Origin of the sequence: Streptomyces muensis (genome assembly GCF_021474425.1) — a bacterium.
Lineage (GTDB): Bacteria > Actinomycetota > Actinomycetes > Streptomycetales > Streptomycetaceae > Streptomyces > Streptomyces muensis.
The window spans coordinates 1-3422 of the sequence record NZ_JAKEIP010000469.1 but is presented as its reverse complement, the minus strand read 5'-3'; the positions used below and the strand labels follow the sequence as shown (position 1 = coordinate 3422).

Here is a 3422-nt window from a genome sequence, read left to right as displayed (position 1 = left end):
CCACCCTCCCGTCCTGGGCCGGGAGGGTGGGCGGGTTGTGGGCGGGGTGGGTCCGGGTCGGGGGTGCGGGGCTTGGTGCGGAGGCTGCTGATGCCCCAGTACAGGGCGAGCGCGCCCAGCAGCAGGGCCACGTAGGGCCAGCTGAACAGGGCGAAGAAGAAGGCCCACATGCCGGAGAGCAGGGCGTACCGCGCGCGGCGCTGGGCGGGGTCGGTGGGGTCCCAGCGCATGCCGGTGCCGGGGGCGCCGTTGCCCGGGCCGTCCTGGCCCGTGCCCCGGGGGTGGTCGCCGAAGCCGTCGGGGGAGCGGCCCGGCTGGCGGTCGCTCCACTGGTTGCCCCACGGTGAGTGGCCGCCGCCCTGGCCGGACCCCTGGGAGCCGTCCTCGCCGGACGGGCGCCGCGGCTGCCACGGGCGGTCGGGCGTGCCCTCCGGTGGCGGGGCGAAGGGGTTGTTCTCGTCCTGGGTGCCGCCGCTCTGGTCGTCGCCGGACGGCTTGTCCGAGGGCGCGTCGGGCGGCGAGGCGGGCCGCTCGCGCAGCAGGACGGCGTCACGCTTCCCTCCCTGCGCGGACTGCGGAGGGAGAGTGAGGAGTCGCAGGCTGCGGTCCGACATCAAGTGAGCGTCTTCCCCTTGGTGAACGGCTGATCTTGAACGGCTGATCTTGGTGAACGACTGATCCGACAGGAGCTGTCACCTCGTGAACGCACCACACCACCACCGCGTTCCCGGGCAGGCTCCCCCCAGACGCTACCTTCCGGCCACGCCCCCGTCCCGTGGGGGGCGTCGGGAGTGCCGGTATCGTTGCTGACGGTCGGCCGCTTCGTAGACTTCCCCGTATCCGAGGGCGCGAAGCATTCGTACGACCATACAAAGACGCTCACCGAGAAAGGGCTCCACCGTGGCCAAGCGCCTCGTCGTGCTGGTCTCCGGATCCGGCACCAACCTTCAGGCGCTGCTCGACGAGATCGCCGCCGTCGGTCCCGAGGCGTACGGCGCCGAGATCGTGGCCGTCGGCGCGGACCGCGAGAACATCGAGGGGCTCGCGCGGGCCGAGCGCGCCGGACTGCCCACGTTCGTGCGCAGGGTCAAGGACTACGGCAGCCGTGAGGAGTGGGACGAGGCGCTGGCCGACGCCGTCTCCGCCCACGAGCCCGATCTCGTGGTCTCCGCCGGGTTCATGAAGATCGTGGGCAAGGAGTTCCTGGCGCGCTTCGGCGGCCGGTTCGTCAACACCCACCCGGCGCTGCTCCCCAGTTTTCCCGGCGCCCACGGCGTCCGTGACGCCCTCGCGTACGGCGCCCGGGTCACCGGCTGCACCGTCCACTTCGTCGACGACGGCGTCGACACCGGACCGATCATCGCCCAGGGCGTGGTGGAGATCCGGGACGAGGACGACGAGAGCGCTCTGCACGAGCGCATCAAGGAAGTCGAGCGAAGGCTGCTCGTCGAGGTCGTGGGGCGGCTCGCCCGTAACGGCTATCGCATTGAGGGACGAAAGGTAGTTATCCAGTGACCGCCACCGCCGAGAGCAACAAGCGGGCCATTCGCCGGGCGCTCGTCAGCGTCTACGACAAGACCGGTCTGGAAGACCTCGCGCGCGGCCTGCACGAGGCGGGCGTCGAGCTCGTCTCCACCGGCTCCACGGCCGCGAAGATCGCCGCGGCCGGTGTCCCGGTCACCAAGGTCGAGGACCTCACCGGCTTCCCCGAGTGCCTGGACGGCCGGGTCAAGACCCTGCACCCGCGCGTGCACGCCGGCATCCTCGCCGACCTGCGCCTGGAGGACCACCGGCGGCAGCTGGCCGAGCTGGGTGTGGAGCCGTTCGACCTCGTCGTGGTCAACCTCTATCCGTTCGAGGCGACCGTGGCCTCCGGTGCCTCGCCCGACGAGTGCGTCGAGCAGATCGACATCGGCGGCCCGTCGATGGTCCGCGCCGCCGCCAAGAACCATCCCTCGGTGGCCGTCGTGACCAGCCCCGACCGCTACGCCGACGTGCTCACCGCGGTGGCCTCCGGCGGGTTCGACCTGGGCGCCCGCAAGAGGCTCGCCGCCGAGGCGTTCCGGCACACCGCCGAGTACGACGTGGCGGTGGCCTCCTGGTTCGCCGCCGACTACGCGGGCGACGGCGCGGAGTTCCCCGAGTTCCTCGGCGTGACGTACCGGCGCAAGCAGGTCCTGCGCTACGGCGAGAACCCGCACCAGCCCGCCGCCCTCTACACCGGCGGCTGCGGCGGTCTGGCCCAGGCCGAGCAGCTGCACGGCAAGGAGATGTCGTACAACAACTACACCGACACCGACGCCGCCCGGCGTGCCGCGTACGACCACGACGAGCCCTGTGTCGCGATCATCAAGCACGCCAACCCGTGCGGCATCGCGATCGGCGCGGATGTCGCCGAGGCGCACCGCAAGGCGCACGCCTGTGACCCGCTGTCCGCGTTCGGCGGTGTGATCGCGGTGAACCGGCCGGTCAGCAAGGAGATGGCGGAGCAGGTCGCCGAGATCTTCACCGAGGTCATCGTCGCCCCCGACTACGAGCCGGGCGCGCTCGACGCCCTCGCGAAGAAGAAGAACATCCGCGTCCTGCGCTGCCCCGAGGCGCCCGAGCTGGTCGCGGAATTCAAGCCGATCGACGGCGGCGGGCTCGCCCAGATCACCGACACCTTCCAGGCCGAGGGCGACGACCCCGCCAACTGGACCCTCGCGACCGGCGAGGCCCTCTCCGCCGACGAGCTGGCCGAGCTCGCCTTCGCCTGGAAGGCCTGCCGGGCCGTCAAGTCCAACGCCATCCTGCTCGCCAAGGACGGCGCGTCGGTCGGCGTCGGCATGGGCCAGGTCAACCGGGTCGACTCCGCGAAGCTGGCGGTGGAGCGGGCCGGGGCCGAGCGGGCGCAGGGTTCCTACGCCGCCTCCGACGCCTTCTTCCCCTTCCCGGACGGCCTGGAGATCCTCACCGAGGCCGGCGTGAAGGCCGTGGTCCAGCCCGGCGGTTCGGTCCGCGACGAGCTGGTCGTGGAGGCGGCGCAGAAGGCCGGCGTCACGATGTACTTCACGGGGACGCGGCACTTCTTCCACTGAGCCGCACCTGCTCGCGAGGGCCCGCCGGTCACCGACCGGCGGGCCCTCGCCCGTTCAGGCCGCCGTCATGACGAACGGCGCAGCGCCGCCCAGGTGTTGGGCCCGACCTCGCCGTCCACGGCCAGCCCCTTGTCGCTCTGGAACAGCCTGACCGCGGACTCCGTGTCCGCGCCGAACTGGCCGTCCACGCCCGACCCGCCGACGCTGTAGCCGCGCTTGGTGAGCATGCACTGGACCTGGCGGACGCGCTGTCCCCGGTCGCCGCGGACGGTGAGTTCGGTGCCGGAGTAGTGGGTGCAGTCGGAGAGCCAGGGCGGGGTGGCGGGTGTGGTGGCGGTCTTGGTG

4 protein-coding genes are annotated in these 3422 nt (G+C 71.9%); 2 read left to right on the top strand and 2 right to left on the bottom strand.

All coding sequences use genetic code 11. From position 1 onward, the window contains the following. A partial coding sequence (locus L0P92_RS43170) for a hypothetical protein (protein WP_234768604.1) occupies positions 1–614 on the bottom strand: 614 nt, incomplete at its 3' end. Between the two features lie 286 nt (positions 615–900). On the opposite strand from L0P92_RS43170, the gene purN reads away from it, so the two are divergent. Both purN and purH read left to right on the top strand, forming a co-directional pair. Then, on the top strand, positions 901–1515 hold the full coding sequence (purN, locus tag L0P92_RS43165; protein WP_234768603.1) for a phosphoribosylglycinamide formyltransferase: 615 nt from the start codon (positions 901–903) through the stop codon (positions 1513–1515). After that, positions 1512–3077 carry a bifunctional phosphoribosylaminoimidazolecarboxamide formyltransferase/IMP cyclohydrolase gene (gene purH, locus L0P92_RS43160; RefSeq protein ID WP_234768602.1) on the top strand — a complete coding sequence of 522 codons (1566 nt, stop codon included), beginning with the start codon at positions 1512–1514 and terminating at the stop codon, positions 3075–3077. Before purN ends, purH begins: the two co-directional genes overlap by 4 nt. Positions 3078–3142: 65 nt before the next feature. Here purH and L0P92_RS43155 read toward each other — a convergent pair. Further along, positions 3143–3422 (bottom strand): peptidoglycan-binding domain-containing protein (locus tag L0P92_RS43155; RefSeq protein WP_234768601.1); only part of this gene is annotated, 280 nt, incomplete at its 5' end.